The organism is Bradyrhizobium barranii subsp. barranii, assembly GCF_017565645.3.
In the GTDB taxonomy this organism is placed as follows: Bacteria; Pseudomonadota; Alphaproteobacteria; order Rhizobiales; family Xanthobacteraceae; genus Bradyrhizobium; species Bradyrhizobium barranii.
Genome location: NZ_CP086137.1, coordinates 181,113 through 196,299 on the forward strand (window position 1 = coordinate 181,113; position 15,187 = coordinate 196,299).

12 protein-coding genes and 5 pseudogenes are annotated in these 15,187 nt (G+C 59.9%); 8 read left to right on the top strand and 9 right to left on the bottom strand.

Going from position 1 to position 15,187, the window contains the following annotated elements; translation table 11 throughout:
- Positions 1-198: 198 nt before the first annotated feature.
- The 4 genes and pseudogenes from J4G43_RS52520 to J4G43_RS52535 all read right to left on the bottom strand — a co-directional run.
- Positions 199-1,200: pseudogene (locus J4G43_RS52520) on the bottom strand (IS256 family transposase); the annotation flags it as partial.
- A 372-nt stretch (positions 1,201-1,572) separates the two neighbouring features.
- Complete coding sequence (locus J4G43_RS52525; RefSeq protein WP_208089709.1) at positions 1,573-2,454, bottom strand: aldo/keto reductase; 882 nt, start codon at positions 2,452-2,454, stop codon at positions 1,573-1,575.
- Between the two features lie 20 nt (positions 2,455-2,474).
- Positions 2,475-3,773, bottom strand: coding sequence for an IS256 family transposase (locus tag J4G43_RS52530; RefSeq protein WP_208089710.1), 1,299 nt, complete (start codon positions 3,771-3,773; stop codon positions 2,475-2,477).
- 91 nt (positions 3,774-3,864) lie between these two features.
- Positions 3,865-4,044: pseudogene (locus J4G43_RS52535) on the bottom strand (LysR family transcriptional regulator); the annotation flags it as partial.
- Here J4G43_RS52535 and J4G43_RS52540 point away from each other — a divergent pair.
- A pseudogene (locus J4G43_RS52540) lies at positions 4,045-4,140 on the top strand (DNA ligase); the annotation flags it as partial.
- Positions 4,141-4,341: 201 nt separating this feature from the next.
- Here J4G43_RS52540 and J4G43_RS52545 read toward each other — a convergent pair.
- Complete coding sequence (locus tag J4G43_RS52545) at positions 4,342-4,983, bottom strand: class I SAM-dependent methyltransferase (RefSeq protein ID WP_038945969.1); 642 nt, start codon at positions 4,981-4,983, stop codon at positions 4,342-4,344.
- A gap of 61 nt (positions 4,984-5,044) precedes the next feature.
- A complete protein-coding gene (locus J4G43_RS52550; RefSeq protein WP_028154629.1) occupies positions 5,045-5,335 on the bottom strand; it encodes a glycoside hydrolase family 113 in 291 nt (96 codons plus the stop codon).
- A gap of 160 nt (positions 5,336-5,495) precedes the next feature.
- Here J4G43_RS52550 and istA point away from each other — a divergent pair, with 160 nt between their 5' ends.
- Entirely contained in the window at positions 5,496-7,253 is a 1,758-nt protein-coding gene (gene istA / locus J4G43_RS52555; RefSeq protein ID WP_100214066.1) for an IS21-like element IS1631 family transposase, read from the top strand.
- 4 nt (positions 7,254-7,257) lie between these two features.
- Positions 7,258-8,025 (top strand): IS21-like element IS1631 family helper ATPase IstB, encoded by a 768-nt coding sequence (gene istB / locus J4G43_RS52560; RefSeq protein WP_038952109.1) that lies wholly within the window; start codon positions 7,258-7,260, stop codon positions 8,023-8,025.
- 418 nt (positions 8,026-8,443) lie between these two features.
- Here the strand turns inward: istB and J4G43_RS52565 are convergent, their stop codons facing one another.
- On the bottom strand, positions 8,444-8,602 hold the full coding sequence (locus J4G43_RS52565; protein WP_208089711.1) for a hypothetical protein: 159 nt from the start codon (positions 8,600-8,602) through the stop codon (positions 8,444-8,446).
- Between the two features lie 102 nt (positions 8,603-8,704).
- Here J4G43_RS52565 and J4G43_RS52570 point away from each other — a divergent pair.
- Positions 8,705-9,801 (top strand): annotated as a pseudogene (locus J4G43_RS52570) (IS3 family transposase); the annotation flags it as partial.
- A gap of 350 nt (positions 9,802-10,151) precedes the next feature.
- Here the strand turns inward: J4G43_RS52570 and J4G43_RS52575 are convergent.
- Positions 10,152-11,179 (bottom strand): annotated as a pseudogene (locus tag J4G43_RS52575) (IS110 family RNA-guided transposase).
- A 185-nt stretch (positions 11,180-11,364) separates the two neighbouring features.
- Entirely contained in the window at positions 11,365-11,802 is a 438-nt protein-coding gene (locus J4G43_RS52580; protein ID WP_208089712.1) for a hypothetical protein, read from the bottom strand.
- A 209-nt stretch (positions 11,803-12,011) separates the two neighbouring features.
- On the opposite strand from J4G43_RS52580, the gene J4G43_RS52585 reads away from it, so the two are divergent.
- From J4G43_RS52585 to J4G43_RS52600, 4 genes are all read left to right on the top strand, one after another.
- Complete coding sequence (locus J4G43_RS52585) at positions 12,012-12,176, top strand: hypothetical protein (protein ID WP_208089713.1); 165 nt, start codon at positions 12,012-12,014, stop codon at positions 12,174-12,176.
- Between the two features lie 431 nt (positions 12,177-12,607).
- On the top strand, positions 12,608-14,062 hold the full coding sequence (locus J4G43_RS52590; RefSeq protein ID WP_208089714.1) for a class I SAM-dependent DNA methyltransferase: 1,455 nt from the start codon (positions 12,608-12,610) through the stop codon (positions 14,060-14,062).
- On the top strand, positions 14,059-14,586 hold the full coding sequence (locus J4G43_RS52595; protein WP_208089715.1) for a restriction endonuclease subunit S: 528 nt from the start codon (positions 14,059-14,061) through the stop codon (positions 14,584-14,586). The genes J4G43_RS52590 and J4G43_RS52595 overlap by 4 nt, the downstream gene beginning before the upstream one ends.
- 345 nt (positions 14,587-14,931) lie before the next feature.
- Positions 14,932-15,153 (top strand): hypothetical protein, encoded by a 222-nt coding sequence (locus J4G43_RS52600; RefSeq protein WP_028153734.1) that lies wholly within the window; start codon positions 14,932-14,934, stop codon positions 15,151-15,153.
- Positions 15,154-15,187: the final 34 nt, after the last annotated feature.

Genomic DNA, 15,187 nt, shown 5'->3' on the forward strand with positions numbered 1-15,187 from the left:
ACTGCCAGTGTGCCGCCGTGCTCGGGCCGGTCAAGGCCAAGCCTTGCGGTGGCCGCAGACGCGGCAGCCTTGACCGCCCCGGCGCGCGGCGGCTGCGAGATTGGTGGCCGGGACGGAAGAATGGCCCGCAGCGCAGCCGAACAAAAGAATGGACTTACAGCAATCTCCGCAGTCGTCGTCTCGGCCCCGAAGAAATCGCTTGTCCATCTCATCCGTGGAGTGCAGCTTGGTGCGGTGCTGCGGCGGGAACGTCATATAGGCCAGCACATCGGTCTCGGCCTCGTCGAGGAAGCCGGCAAGCTTGGGCAGCTTGGGACGGAGTTGGTCGGAGACCTTGCGCCACTGCATTTTAGCGGCCTCGGCATCGTCCTGGGCAAACGCGGTGGCGATGAAGGCGGAGACGACGCGGCGGCCGCTCTTGCCGGCATGGGCCAGCGCGTTGCGCATGAAGTGCACCCGGCAACGCTGCCAGGAGGCATTGAGCACCTTGGCCACGGTGGCCTTGATGCCCTCGTGGGCGTCGGAGACGACCAGCTTGACGCCGCGCAGACCGCGGCGGGCGAGCTTGCGCAGGAACGCGGTCCAGAATGTCTCAGCCTCTGAGGGACCGATATCCATACCGAGAACCTCGCGCCGGCCATCACTGTTGACGCCGACCGCGACGATCACTGCGACCGACACGATGCGCCCGTTCTGGCGCAGCTTCACATAGGTGGCGTCGATCCACAGGTACGGCCAGTCGCCCTCGATCGGACGAGCGAGGAACGCCTTCACCTTGTCGTCGATCTCGGCGCAGAGCCGGCTCACCTGGCTCTTGGAGATGCCGCTCATGCCCATCGCCAGCACCAGATCGTCGACCGAGCGGGTCGAGACGCCTTGCACATAGGCTTCCTGCACCACGGCGGTGAGCGCCTTCTCGGCCATGTGGCGCGGCTCCAGAAAGCCGGGAAAGTAGGAGCCCTTGCGCAGCTTGGGGATGCGAAGCTCGACCGCGCCGGCACGGGTCTCCCAGGTCCGGTCGCGGTAGCCGTTGCGCTGGGCCAGGCGCTCGGGGGTCTTCTCGCCGTAGGCGGCCCCGGTCTGGCCTTCGACTTCCAGCTCCATCAATCGCTGGGCGGCAAAGCCGATCATCTCGCGCAACAGATCGGCATCAGGGGTCTTCTCCACGAGCGTGCGGAGGTTCATCATCTCATCGGTCACCGGTGGTTCCTCGAATCAGGTTGGTGTCAGCAACCCGACCCTACCGGCGAACTGCCGGTGACCACCGCAAAGCCGCCCGCCCGCTACGGCGCTATTGGGGGGCGCGCGTCCGGGCGGCTTTGCTCTACCGAGCTACACCACATCCGGGGACACGACCGAGCTCGGATCGAAAAGTCGTCGAATATCCGTCGAATAAGCGCTGACGAAACTTGCCGCACTCATTCATTGAATCCGATCACTGAGCTCTCTTGATAGCTGAATAATCCAACCCGACGCGCGAAGCAGATCGCGGCGAGCTCGTCTGCCCGCAATTGTGCGAGAAGTCGTAGATGGTAATTCGGGGCAACGCACGCAGAGTTGAGTCTTGCTGAATCAGTCTGCGGCTCGGGCAACCATAAGGTGATCGAGGGCAACTCGCTGCTCCGAAGATAGAGGCACCGACGCTGCGGCAAAGTTCGCATTCAGTTGCTCTACCGAAGTAGCGCCTGGAATGACCCGGATGTTGGGTGACCTCCCCAGCAGCCATGCGAGGGCGACTGTAGCTGGCCTGACCAAGTGAGCAGCCGCTATGTCCCAAAGCGGATCGAGAGCAAGGCTGAGCTCGGCCAGACGTGTCGGTTCGAAGCGGGGGTCCTTGTTACGATAGTCGGTCGGCGAACGCTTTGCTTCCACGTCGGGTATCCGCGCGAGGATGCCCCGCCCAAGTGGTGAGTAGCACACGAAATCGGTGCCTGTGCCGTTCAGATAGGGAAGTAGTCCCTGCTCGGGCTGCCGCTGGATAAGGGAGTATTCGTTTTGAACGAAAGATATCCGGTGTATTGCGGACGCTCGCTGCACCGTTTCTATATCGGTAGCAGACAGGCCAAGCTCAAGCACTTTCCCTTCTTTCACGAGGTCCGACATCGTGCCGACGACCTCTTCGACCGGAATGTTTGGGTCAGGGCGATGCTGATAGAGGACGTCAATGTAGTCGCGCCGCAGTCGGCGCAGCGACCCTTCCACGGCTGAACGAATCGATTGCGGACGGGAATCCAATCCTGCGATCTTGCCGGCTTCGAGCCGATATCCGAATTTCGTGGCTATCTCGACACGGGTGCGACGGGAGCCAAGCGCATCAGCTAATAGCTCTTCGTTGACAAACGGACCGTAGAGCTCGGCCGTGTCGAAATGGGTGACACCCATGTCGAATGCGTGGCGGATGATATCAATGGCAACATCGCGGGCGATATGGCCGTAAATGCCAGTCAGTGCCATGCACCCCAAACCGATGCGAGCTATGGCTGATTTTGGGTGACGCGGCCTGATCGGGCGGCGTGGCTTTCAGTGTTCGGAATGACTTCGATTCCGTCGATGAACTTTACACCGGCGATGACTTTCGGCAACTGGTTCGTGCTCTTCAATCGCCGCCAGGTCTTCGATGCGGCGTCGATGAGCTTGAACACCATCAGCTTCGCAGTTTGTTGCGACAGCGATCCCTTGGTCCGCACCGTTCGGTGGCGCACCGTGGCGAAGACGCTCTCGATCGGGTTCGAGCTGCGTAGGTGGATCCAGTGCTCAGCAGGGAAGTCGAAGAAGGCGAGCAGCGCATGGCGATCCTTGATCAGGCACTCCACCGCACGTCCGTATTTGACGTGGTATTTCTCGACGAAGACGTCGATCGCGGTTTCAGCTTCGGCCCGGTGTGGGGCCAGATAGATGTTCCGCAGGTCGTTCTTCATGGGGCCCTGCACGGATTTGGCGACCTTGTCGAGTACGTTGCTCACTTTATGGCACCAGCATCGTTGGTGCCGCGTGCCGGGAAAGGCCTCGTCCAGTGCCTTCCAGAAGCCGAGGGCGCCGTCGCCGATGGCGAGTTGCGGGGCAATCCGTAACCCGCGTTGCCGCAGGTCGATCAGGAGTTCGCGCCAGCTCTGCGCGCTCTCGCGCACGCCGACCTGGAAGCCGATCAGCTCCTTCTTGCCTTCCGGCGTGGTGCCAATCAGCACCAGCATGCATTCGCTGTGATCTTCCATGCGGGCCTGCAGGTACACGCCATCGGCCCAGATGTAGACATAGCGACGCGCCGACAGATCGCGTCTCTGCCAGCGTTCGTACTCGACCTGCCAATCGGCCTTCAGGCCGGCGATCACCGAAGGCGACAGGTTCGGCGCATCCTTGCCGAGCAGCGCCGAGAGCGCCTCCTGGAAGTCGCCGGTCGAGATGCCGCGCAAATAGAGGACCGGGATCAAGGCATCCAGGCTCTTCGTCCGCCGCGCCCATAGCGGCAGGATTGCCGAACTGAAGCGGAGGCGGTCGCCTGGCCCGCTCGCTCCGCGGTCGCGGACCTTGGGACGAGCGACCTCCACCGGACCGATGCCGGTCGCAATCTCGCGCACCGGACCGTGCCCATGTCGGACCAGGCGCGCTCGACCGTCGGGCAGCGTCAGATTGGCCGTGCTGGCCAGAAACGCGCCAACCTCGATCTCGATCGCCCTGGCAAGCAGGTCCCGCGCGCCGGCACGAACGATATCGGTCAGTGGATCATCAACCGCGGACGGCTGACGGAAAGCAAGAACATTGGTAGTCTCGGTCATGGCGTATCGCTCTCCTCGAGAGGTTCTGGCAGGCTCGTCACCCGCCTCGATACGCCGCCTTCCTCACACCGTCATCACCCAGATTCCGCCATAGCTCCCGCGCCAGCGGCGCCACCGCAAGCCCCGCCAAGGCGGCCGCGACCACGGCGGTGACGCCGCCGCCGACAAAGGCTTCGCTCCAGGCGATACCGGCCTTGTCGAGCGCGCGGACGGCGATAGTGCGGACGCCGCAGGGCGGCGCCAGCGTTGCCAGAAGCAGGCTTTCGCCGCGATCCTGGACGGCGAAGCCGTCGTGCTCGGCGTCGACGGGATCTCCGACTTCGACGCCCTGCACTCGCGCCAGCACGATGAGGAGGTCCAACTCTACCCCACTGGCAAGACGCCGTAGAACATTTGTTGCGGGCCTCGGCCGGCCCTCCAGCCTGGTTAATGTTCGCCCACATGTTCATGCTGCGGGCGCTGAACCACGGCAAGCCTAAGCCGGAGAAGGAGCTGAGGCGAAAGCGGGTGAAGGTTTATCGGGTGGTGGGCTCGCGTTGACCACCACCCACTGACGCTCTCTTCAGACCTACTTAGTGAAATCAACAATGATCGAAATCGGCTTGCCGCCAGCCCGCATGTCGCGGGGCGGGCATCTAAAGACGAACATTTCATTCTCTGGGAACGCATTCGTCACGGCAGTCTCGTCGTCTACAAAATAATGATGAAAAGTTATGTCCGAACATTTTCGGATTTCAGACTGCAATATTAGGTGAAGAATCTGCTCGTAGGTTGGAAACCAGAGGTGCGCATAACCATCGGTCGTGTACATAGGCTTAAGAACAGCTTTTTCGGCGTCGTATTCAGCCTTCCCGCCCATCATCAGATCAGCGATGACATCGCCTTTATGATTGTAAATCGATCTCGCCTTAAGCAAAGGGCTTCGATAATCAGGAACACTGAGCCTGAAAATTCCACCGACTCTTAGCGCCCGGTATATCTCATCAAAGAGGCTTGGCACTCGCTCTTTCGGGATGTGCTCCATCACATCTTGCGCTTGTATTTTCTTGACTGAACCATCAGGGACAGGAAGCGGGTTATTTAAGTCATGCAGCATTTCCCGCTCATAGCGCGGGTTAAGACAAAGGCCAATCCAGTTGGGAATACCGTATTGAGGCTCAGTTTTGCCAAGATTTCCGAAATAGAGATACGAATCTTCCGTGATGCTCATTTGCGCTCACCCTCCCCAAAATATGGAGATAGCATCATAAAAGGCCCGGGCAATACGAAAACTACCAACAATTGTGTATGTTTTTGTCATAGCACTTGAGCAAGACCGAGAGCCCGTGCGCGTGAGCATCGGCGACAGCCTTTGCGATGTTCGCATCGCTCTCCGTCTTTTCAGGGACGTTGAGGACGTTGTTTGACGTTCGGGTTGACGTAAAAATGCGCGGCGCCAACTCCAGCGAATTGGATCCGGTGTCTGCAATTTCTTGCATGACCGAATCCGCGGTTTTGCTGACAAGCTCGCCGTTGAAGTTCGAGAGGACGCCAAATCCCTGGACGCCGAAAACTCCTGCCATTCATCACTCCTATGCAGATTGCGCTACGGACAACTCAGCGCAAACACATCGAGCCCCGTGGGTCGGTCAAAATCCCCCGGGTATGGTCACTTGAAACTCCCCCACCTGATGATCGCCGTCAGCGCCGCTGAACAGCAGTAGCCGGTCAGGCAGGACGTTTATGTTCGACCCCTTTAGCCAGCAAGGGGCCGGGGAGTTGAACGTCTTGAAGCGACATCTGCAAAGCACCGTACTTACATTACTTGATCGCAACACCAGCCAGCGCGAGATTCACCGGCTGACGGGTGTCGATCGCAAGACGATCCGGCGTTATCAGGCGCTGCGGGCCGGTGCGGAGGCAAATTCCCCCGGGGAAGTGACCACCGGCTCGGTGAGCGCGGACGGCCAAATTCCTCCACCCCGACCACCGGCTTTTGGGACATCGGAAGCGACGGTCACCAGCAGCCTGGCCCGTTCGGCTTGCGAAGCGCATCGGACGTGGATCGAAGAACAGGTCCGGCTGAAGCGGAACGCGCAGGCGATTTACCAGGACCTGGTTGATCAATTTGGCTTTCCGTCCAGCTACCAGAGTGTCAAGCGGTTTGTGCGCCGGTTGCGGCACGCTGATCCTGAGCAGTTTGATCGTCTTGAGTTCCTCCCCGGCGAGGAAGCTCAGGTCGACTATGGCGAGGGCGCGCCGACGGTTGATCCGAAGAGCGGGCGGTACCGTCGTCCCCGCCTGTTCGTGATGACGCTACGCTACTCGCGGCGCAGCTTCCGGCGGGTAGTCTGGAAGTCCAGCCAACAAGTCTGGGCGCAGCTCCACGAAGAGGCGTTCCGGTATTTTGGCGGGGTCCCCAGCTATGTCGTGCTCGACAACCTGAAGGAAGGCGTCCTCAAGCCGGATTTGTACGAGCCCCAGCTCAACCCGATTTACAGCGCGATGCTGGCTCATTACGCCGTGGTCGCCGATCCCGCGCGCGTGGCCGATCCAAATCGGAAAGGATGCGTCGAGAATGCGATTCAACATACCCAGGGCACTGCGCTGGCCGGACGGCGCTTCGAGACGCTGGAGGCGCAAAACGAGTTCTTGAGGCACTGGGAGGAGAACTGGGCTTCCAAACGCATCCACGGCAGCACGCGCCGTCAGGTCGAGGCGATGTTCCAGGAAGAGAAGCCGCACCTGCGGCCGCTGCCTGTCGCTCCCTTCCGCATCTTCACCGAAGTCGTCCGGACTGTCTGCGACGACACCACCGTACGCGTCGACAACAGCTATTACGCCGCGCGGCCCGCGCCGATCGGCAGCCAGGTCGTCGTGCGCATCTACACCACCACGATCGAGATCCGTGATCGCCACACCCGTGCGCTGCTGCGTGTTCATTCCCGGATGGCGCACCCCGGTTCTGTCGTCCTGCCGACCAGCGAACGGCCGTTCAACCCGTCGCGGCAAACCGCCGTGCTGCTGGCGAGCGCCGAGCGCATCGGACCGCAGACCAGGGCCTTGTGCCAGCAGGTGTTCGACACCGAAGGGCGCCCCGGACAGCGCGCGATGTGGGGCATTGTCGGGCTGGGCCGGAAGTATCCGGCGCGGCTGGTCGAGCAGGCCTGCGCGCACGCCATCGACAACCGCATCTACCGCTACAAGCACGTGCGTGCGACCGTCGAGCGGTTGTTCGAACAGGCGATCGAGCAGGTTGGAGTGACGCCACAGCCGGCATCGCCGCTCACCCAGGATCATCCGCTGATCCGTACCCCCGCGGAATACGGCGACCTCTTCAGCCGCGCTGTGCGGCGCGACGCCGACGACAATGGTCGGCAGGCCGAGGCTCACGACGATCACGCCACGGCAATCCGCGCTCGTGTCGCCTGCGCAACCCCGGCCAACTCCGGCGCCACGAGCGCTCCCGCTGCACCTTCTCACCTTAAACTGGAGACCTAGCCACATGATGACCATGCCGGAAATTGAGCGTTGCCTACGACAGCTGCGCCTGTCGGGTGTCCGCGACACGCTGCAGACGCGCGTGCTCCAGGCGCAGGGCGCCAACCAGCCCTTCCTCGAGACCTTCTCCCTTATCCTGCAGGATGAACTGGACCGTCGTCAGTCCCGTCTTATCGAGCGGCGATACCAGCAATCCGGGCTCGACGAAAAGCTGACGCTCGCCGAGTTCGACTGGTCCTTCAATCCCAAACTGCCACGTCAGACCTGCTTCCAGCTCCACACCCTGGCGTTCATTGCCGCTGGCGAGAACGCTCTGCTTGTTGGCAAACCTGGCACCGGGAAGTCGCACATCGCCAAGGCGATTGCCTATCAGGCGATCCTGCAAAGCCACAAGGTCCAGTATCTTGAGACCGACGACTTCTTCCACCGCTACGCCCTGAACTCTCCGGCACAACGCGAGGTCCGGCTGCGAACCATCATCGACTGCGATCTCCTCGTGCTGGACGATCTATTCCTCGCACGCGCCATCCCCGACGACGCCGGCACTTTGCTGCAGACCCTGATCCATCAGCGTTACAAACTGCGCCGCAGCGTCATCGTCACCTCCAATCGCGTCGTGCAGGATTGGGGGGCATACCTTGGGGACAACACTATGAGCACGACGATCCTCGATCGCCTTATGCATCATTGCCATCTGCTTGAGTTCGACGGACGCAGCTATCGGCTCAAAGAAGCCGCTGAAGCTCTTGCCCGGGAAACAAACTCAAACTAACAGTCCCTTGTCCTGCCTCGCGGGTGGAGGAATTTGACTGACCACACCCGGAGGAATTTGAAGTGACCCGCGGGGTCGAGCCGCTATTCGTTCCTGAGCGATGCCGCGAAACGCACGTTTCGGCACGACCTGTTGATAAAATGCAACATCGCGACGTCAGCCACGGTCCAACATCGAATCAATTGCGGCGATTCACAATGTGACGATACACTGAGCGGGCCTGTTGATTGATGCGTTCTGCGCCGGCATCTCGTCGAGCGCGTGCGGCAGCGCGGGCATCATCTTCTTGCCGCTTTGGCCGGTATTAAGAGCGCGTCAGCGCGTCGAGTCCCCTTATCCCTCTCCGCCCGAGCAATCCGGTTTCAGGCGGCAAAATCAATGCGTCCACCACAGTGAAACAGATGGCGGGCGGTGATGCTCATCGGTTGTTTACCGCCGCGCAGAACTGTTCCGTGACCGCCGCCCTTTCGTCGGCGACGTTCCAGCCGTTCGTCTCGGCCTCTTCCTTCGCCAACTTGTGCTCGATCTGAAGTTTCTGTTTGATGAGCGCGTACGATTTCCAGTCGGCCTTGGACAACTTGGCGGGGGGCGCACCGCAGACGTTGTGAAATGGACCCCGGTTTTGGGACCAGAGGCTAAGTTGGAAGAGGGCCGCTCCGTTTGATAGACGGAGGGCATGATGACGAAGAAGACACGACGGAAGATCGACGCGGCGTTGAAGGCAAAGATCGCGCTGGAAGCGGTGCGGGAGCAGGCGACGGTGGCCGATCTGGCCCAGCGCTATGAGGTTCACCCGAACCAGATCTATGCCTGGAAGAAGCAGCTGCTGGACCAGGCGGCCCGGGCTTTTGACGCGGGTGTCGGGCGCGAGAGCGAGGAAACGCGCGAACGCGAGATCGAGAAGCTGCACGCCAAGATTGGACAACTGACAGTCGAGCGCGATTTTTTAGCGCGGAGGTCCGGAAGATGAGCACGCCGGACCGTCGAGGAATGCTCGATCGCGCCGACCAGGCGCTGTCGATCCGCCGGCAATGCATGTTGCTTGGCATCGCCCGTTCTGGGGTCTACCGGCCGCCACAGCCGGCCAACGACAACGACCTTGCCCTGATGCAGCGGATCGACGAGCTGTTCACCGCCTGGCCATTCCTGGGCTCGCGGCGAATGACCGCGATGCTGAAGGCTGAGGGGCTTCAGGTCAATCGCAAGCGCGTGCAGCGGTTGATGCGCAAGATGGGCATCGCGGCGCTGGGACCGAAGCCGAACACGACAAAGCCGGCGCCGGGCCACAAGATCTATCCCTATCTGCTGCGCAACATGACGATCGACCGGCCGAACCAGGTGTGGGCGGCCGACATCACGTATCTGCCCATCGGCCGCGGCTTTCTCTATCTCGTCGCCATCATCGACTGGGCGAGCCGTGCGGTTCTGGCGTGGCGGTTGTCGAATACGATGGACGTCTCGTTCTGCGTGGCGGCTCTGGAAGAGGCGCTGGCGACGTACGGCACGCCGGAGATTTTCAACACCGACCAGGGCAGCCAGTTCACCAGCGTGGCCTTCACCGGCGCGTTGGTGGGCGCAGGGATCAAGATCTCCATGGATGGCCGCGGTCGTTGGATGGACAATGTCTTCATCGAGCGGCTGTGGCGGTCGCTCAAGCATGAGGACATCTATCTCAAGGGCTATGCCGACGGCCGCGAGGCCAAGGCAGGGATCGCGAGCTGGATCGCCTTCTACAACGATCGTCGCCTTCATCAGTCCCTCGGCTATCGCACGCCGATGGCGGTCTGGCGCGAACGGATGCAGGCCGCGAAGGCTGTGGACATGGTGGACAACGCTGACGCGTTGACCACATGCCCATCTGTGGACGCCCCGGTGGATGCAAGAAGAATCTTTCGATTAGGTGTTGCGCGTAGTCGGGTGCTGACATCTGTCCGGCCTTGATTGCGACCGTCATATGTCGCGGGCCCGTATGGGAGTTCGCGGATCAGGTCCAAATCACAGCGGCGTACTTGGAAGCACTTGGGCATGTACTGGTTTTCCCGACCCCGTCTCATCGACTGTTGCGCCGTACCTTCCGTTTGACCTTCCTACCTCCTCGACGACCTCTGGTCGGGCGGACTAAGCGATTAAGCCGCTGCGACCGGAGCTTTGTAGACCCCACCGTTGACCATCAAAGCCCACACGGTGCGAGCCATCTTGTTGGCGAGAGCGACGGCGACAAGCATGGGCGGCTTACGAGCGAGCATGCGCTCCAGCCATGCCCCTTGCGATTGACCGCGTCGGCGAGCCAGCTTCACCACCGCACTCGCCCCGATGATGAGGAGACGCCGCAGCGTTCGCTCACCCATTTTCGATATTTGGCCGAGCTTCTGTCTTCCACCAGTGGAACGTTGCAGCGGCGTCAACCCCAACCACGCGGCGAAATCCCGGCCACGTTTGAAGTTTTCGGGCTCAGGCGCTAGCGCCATCAGAGCTGTCGCCGTGATTGGGCCGATGCCAGGAACTGTCATAAGCCGTCGAGCAACTTCCTCTTCTCGGGCTCGTCGCGCGATCTCAATATCGAGTTGCTTGATATTTGCTCTTCCAGCACCGCCAGCATCTTGACTAGGATATCGAGCGCCGGTTGCGCCGCCGTTGGCACGCTGCTCCCGGAAGCTTGCGCGTGCTCAACCAGCGCGGCGACATTGGACGCCCCCTTTGCAACGACCAGGCCGTATTCGGCGAGGTGACCTCGCAACGCGTTTATGATCTGAGTACGTTGCCGGACCAAAAGATCGCGAGCGCGAAACACGACCGCGCTCGCCTGCTGGTCCTCACTCTTCACGGCGGCAAAGCGCATGGTGGGGCGTTGGGCTGCTTCGCAAATCGCTTCTGCATCGGCCATATCGTTTTTCTGGCGTTTCACAAAGGGCTTTACATAGGACGGTGGAATCAGACGCACTGCGTGACCCAGCTTGCCAATCTCACGAGCCCAGTGATGGGCGCTGGCGCAGGCTTCCATCGCTACCAGGCACGCAGGCTGCTGAGCAAAGAAAGCCAGCACATTATCACGACGCAGCTGTTTGCGGAAAACAACAACGCCGCCAGCGTCTGCGCCATGTGCCTGAAAAACATGTTTCGCCAAGTCTAGTCCAATCGTGCTAACTTCGTTCACGGACGCTTCCTCTTTCTGACGGTTCAACACCCTTCACTTTGGCACATCGATGCCGTCGAGGGGCGTCCACCCCATCACAGCAACTGCAGCAGACAGAGTCTCTGGCTGCGTGATAGAAAGGGATCAGGAGCGATCCGTTTCCAACTAACAAACCGGTTCAACCGGTCCCGCTCCGCGGGTCCATTTTAGTTGTGGGCAATCGCTTTCTGCACACCAGTGCTGACGGCACCCATGTAGCCTTCGGCCACGGCGGTGACACGCGCCTTGGCGTATTGGCTGTTGGCTGCGATGAAGTCCTTGCAGAAGGCGAGCCGTTGACCTCCGTCGCGGGCCTTGATGTAGGCCGTCTGCGTTTCGTAATGCAGGCGGTAGGCGAGTTTCTTGGCGTTCGGGTCGGATTTCACCGCTTCGAGCATGACCTGATGGTCTCCCAAGGTGGCGTCATTGATCCTGATGTCACATACTTTGGCGAGGGAGACGACCGGAACGTAGGCCCGCACCTTGGCTTCCAAGGCATCGTTGGCGTGCGCAGCCGGTGCGAACAGGATGGCGCCCATTGCGAAAGCAGCGAGGCAGCGTTTCATTGTTGACACACTCCAGTCAGCGAACAGGAGGTTGAGCAACTTACAGCGCGAATTCCTTGAGCGGCTGCTGAGCGGCGGCCTTGATCTGGATCATGGCTCAGCCGAACTGACACATCACCCGGCCGAAGGCATGGTGCTGCCGATTCTCGACCTTCGCCCAGGGGCTACATCCGAATTGGCTAATTGCCGGCGAGTGCTTCACGTTGTTAGAAATCAACCCGCTGCTGGGGCCCAAACGGAGTTTCCGAATGGGTGTGGCAGGCTGGCGCTTCGCGCATATGAAGAGAAACGTTGGCGGGCGGGCAGCCATTGTCGCTGTCCTCGAAGAATGGCCGGGAATCTGCTCAGTGGTGGTCGCGGCCAGTTCGATGATCATGATCGGGATTATGCTCTGCAACGATTGGCCGCAGTGAGTCCTCTCGCGGCCGGCCGGCGCTGCGCGGCTCAACCAAGCGTATCCAGCACCCGGCTGAAAGGAGCGTGCTGCCTGTTCTTCAGCTTAACCCCACGGGCACGAATCGGCAGCGCGTGAAGGATGCCGCAGACAGAACTCAGTCGCCGGCTGTTTTTACGGCGCGTCGGATTAGATCCACTGGGTTGGTTGGGCGGCGGCCCTTTTTAGTCGGGCACAGGCGGTCAAAATCGTATTCTTTTGACCTTTAGGGCACCAACCACCGCCAATTAACGGATTTTTCGGCTTTCCCAATCGCCGCCGGTTAAGGTTCTGGCTCGGCAGCTCCCAACGCTGTAGAAAAGTCTCCTCTCGCTCCGTCCACGTATGGTTGTACCCATGGCGTTTGGACGGTCAATTTCTTATGGTGCTCAGCCACCGGGGGCGTAAGTCGTGTTCGAACAGACCTTTAAAAACATTGACGACGTGTTGTGGAAAGAGGCTGGATGCGCCACCGAGCTTGATTATACCGAGCAAACGTCGTGGATCCTGTTTCTCAAGTACCTTGATGATCTTGAGCGGGCCAATGAGCAAAAGGCCGAGCTTCAGGGCAAGAAATACACTTACATTATTGACAGACCGCACCGTTGGTCAGCGTGGGCTGCGCCGAAAAAACGCGACGGGTCTTTTGATCACGACAAGGCGCTGACCGGCGATGACCTCATCGACTATGTCGATCGCGACCTGTTTCCATATCTGCACAGCTTCAGGGCGCGCGCCGAAGGTTCCAACACGGTCGAATACAAGATTGGCGAAATTTTTGGCGAGATCAAGAACCGCTTTCGAAGCGGGTACTCGCTGCGTGACGCACTCGAACTGATGGATGGCCTGAGCTTTCGTTCACAAGACCAGAAGCACGAGCTGTCGCATATTTACGAAGCCAAGCTCAAAAACATGGGCAATGCGGGCAGGAACGGTGGCGAGTATTACACGCCGCGCCCGCTCATCCGCGCAATGATAAAGGTGGTGAGACCGGAAATCGGCCAGCGTATCTATGACGGCGCGTGCGGCTCAGCTGGCTTCCTTTGCGAGGCCTATGACTACCTGCGTGCCAAGCCGGACCTGTCGACCAGGGATCTGAAGACCCTCCAAGAAAGGACATTCTTCGGCAAGGAGAAGAAGAGCCTCGCCTACGTCATCGCGATCATGAACATGATCCTGCACGGTGTCGAGGCGCCAAATGTCCTGCACATCAACACGCTTGCCGAAAATATCAACGACATTCAGGAGAAGGACCGCTTCGACATTGTCTTGGCCAATCCGCCGTTCGGGGGCAAGGAGCGCCCGGAGGTCCAGCAGAATTTCCCAATAAAGACCGGCGAAACGGCGTTCCTGTTCCTTCAGCATTTCATCAAGTCGCTAAAGGCCGGTGGCCGCGCGGCCATCGTCATCAAGAACACCTTCCTGTCAAACACCGACAACGCCTCGGTTGCTCTTCGCAAGGAGCTGTTGGAAGGCTGCAATCTGCACACAGTGCTGGACATGCCGGGCGGCACGTTTCATGGCGCAGGCGTCAAGACCGTCGTGCTATTCTTCGAGAAGGGCGCGCCCACACGCAAGGTCTGGTTTTACAAACTCGATCCCGGCCGCAACCTTGGCAAGACCAATCCGCTCAACGACGACGACCTGAAGGAATTCGTCGCGTTGCAGGCGAAGTTCAAGGACAGCAAGAATTCGTGGACGGTCGATGCGAAGAGTGTCGACAGTACGACCTATGACCTCTCGGTGAAGAACCCGAACAAGGCTGGCGAGGCAGCTCTGCGCGATCCAAACGACATCATCGTCGAAATGATGGCGCTGGACGCGGAGAATGCGGAGATCCTTGCAGACATCGGGAGGATGCTGTGAGGGAAACCTGGCAAACGTCAACACTTGGGGAAGTGTGCGAGCGCGTGACCGTTGGCCATGTGGGAACTACGTCGCCTTACTATCGCGACGACGGCGTTCTCTTCTTGCGAACTCAGAACGTTGGGGCGTCCGGTCTGAACTTGGAAACCGTCAAATATATCACTCCCGAGTTTCATGCCTCTCTCAAGAAATCTGAGGTCAAGGGAGGCGACATTTTGATGTCTCGCGTTATTACCCATTCAGTGCATTGTGCGCTGATCCCGGACGATCTGGGACCAACAAACTGTGCCAACGTCATCTTGGTAAGATCGGGAAAGTTAGTCGTTCCTGAGTATTTGGCCCACTACATTCGGTCGCCGGAGGCTCAGCGCCACCTGTTGGCAAGGAAGGTAGGTTCTGCCCAGGTGGTAGTGAATACAGCTGTGGTGCAAAATTGGCCTGTACCGCTTCCGCCCCTCCCTCAACAAAAACGCATCGAGGACTACGACCTTGAGCGCGGCTTCGGAAGTTCCGACTGCCTCTAAACAAGCAAGCCACGATAGTAGCTCTCGTCGTCGCGCGCGTTCATTCGTCTCGCCTGGATCTATTAGATAGTGGGCAATCGACTCGTCAAAAGGTCAATGGGTTGACCCACAAAGTCGGAGTCACATGGTAATGTCCCAATTCGAGATAATCAGGGCTACGTGCGTCTGAGGCAGGACGACTCGCCCGCGTCAGGGCAGGTTCTTCTCTTTTACGTCAGGAACGCAGCCGCCGGGACATTTGACGTAGATCAACGCGGCCCATTCTCCGCGGGGTTGAATGGATCTGCAATTTTCCGATCGTCCGGGCGCCTAGTGATGTAAGCGGTCCATTCGCGGTGACATACGATGATCACATTCCACGTTATCAAAGAGCAGCATGGCTGGGCCATCCGGATGGATAAGCGCATGATGACGCCATTCTGGTCGAGAGATTTGGCGATCCGCGAGGCGAACTGTCTGGCCAACGCCATCCGCTGCCATGGCGAGTGCGCGGAAGTAATTATCGAGGATGCCGTCCCGAGCGGGCCGCTTACGAAGACCGCGGACGCAAGACCCCTCTCGGCTTGAGGCCGCTCGAAGGATGGTGGGAGCGTGGGACGCT